General features: G+C 77.7%; 1 protein-coding gene. It reads left to right on the forward strand.

What is annotated here, in order from left to right:
• On the forward strand, positions 1 to 1,271 hold a 1,271-nt coding region (locus AE652_RS41595; protein ID WP_049661208.1), incomplete at both ends, for an acyltransferase domain-containing protein.

Consider the following 1,271-nt stretch of genomic DNA (forward strand, 5'->3'; position numbering starts at 1 on the left):
CCGACACCCCGCCGCCCGCCGCCGTGGCCCGGGCGCTCGCCACCACCCGCAGCCCCTTCGAGCACCGCGCCGTCGTCGTCGGCGCCGACCCCGCCGGACTCGGCCGGGGCCTGGCCGCCCTGATGACCGGCCAGGACACCGAGCACGCCCTCACCGGCGAGAGCGCCGCCCGCGAGGACCGGACGGTGTTCGTCTTCCCCGGCCAGGGCAGCCAGTGGGAGGGCATGGGCCGACGGCTGTCCGCGCAGTCGCCGGTGTTCGCCGCCCGGTTCGCCGCGTGCGCGCGGGCCCTGCGCCCGTACGTCGACTGGGACCCGCACGCCGTGCTCGCGGGCGAGCCCGACGCCCCCGCGCCCGACGGCGCCGCCGTCATGCAGCCGCTGCTGTGGGCCGTGATGGTCTCGCTCGCCGCCGTCTGGGAGGCCGCCGGCGTCGTCCCCGACGCGGTCGTCGGCCACTCCCAGGGCGAGATCGCCGCCGCCACCGTCGCCGGCGCGCTCACCCTGGAGGACGCCGCCCGGATCGTCGCCGTCCGCGCCGCCGCGCTGACCGGCCTCGGCGTCGAGGGCGGCATGCTCTCCGTGGTGCTGCCCGTCGAGCTGGTGCGCGAACTCCTGGAACCCTTCGGCGACCGGCTCGCCGTCGCGGCCGTCAACGCCCCCGCCACGACCGTCGTCTCCGGCGAACCCGACGCGCTCGTCGAGTTCGAACGCGTGCTGCGCAAGCGCAAGGCGATGCGCTGGCGCGTGCCCGTCACCGACTTCGTGGCGCACTCCCGGCTGTGCGAGCCGCTGGCGGAGACCCTGCCGCGGCTGCTGGCCGACATCCGGCCGCGCCCCGCCGCCGTCCCGCTGTTCTCCACCGTCCACGGACGGCTGGTGGACGGCGAGGAGCTGGGGCCGCGGTACTGGTACGCCAACGTCCGGCAGACCGTCCGCTTCGCCGAGGCCGTCGAAGCCCTCGCCGCCACCGGCCACCGCACCTTCGTCGAGGTCTCCGCCCACCCGGTGCTGCTGCCCGCCGTCCAGGAGACGCTGGCCGCCCGCACCGACCTGCCCGACCCGCTGGTGATCGACACGCTGCGCCGCGACGACGACGGCGCCGACCGGCTGCTGCGCTCGATCGGCACCGCCCACGTCCACGGCCTGCCCGTCGACTGGACCGCCGTGCTGCCCGCCCCCGCCGACGTCCGGGACGCCGCGCGGCGCGTCGAACTGCCGACCTACGCCTTCCAGCACCGCCGCTTCTGGCCGCCGGCCCGCCCGGCCGCG

It is taken from the genome of Kitasatospora sp. MY 5-36 (assembly GCF_001182915.1).
In the GTDB taxonomy this organism is placed as follows: domain Bacteria; phylum Actinomycetota; class Actinomycetes; order Streptomycetales; family Streptomycetaceae; genus Kitasatospora.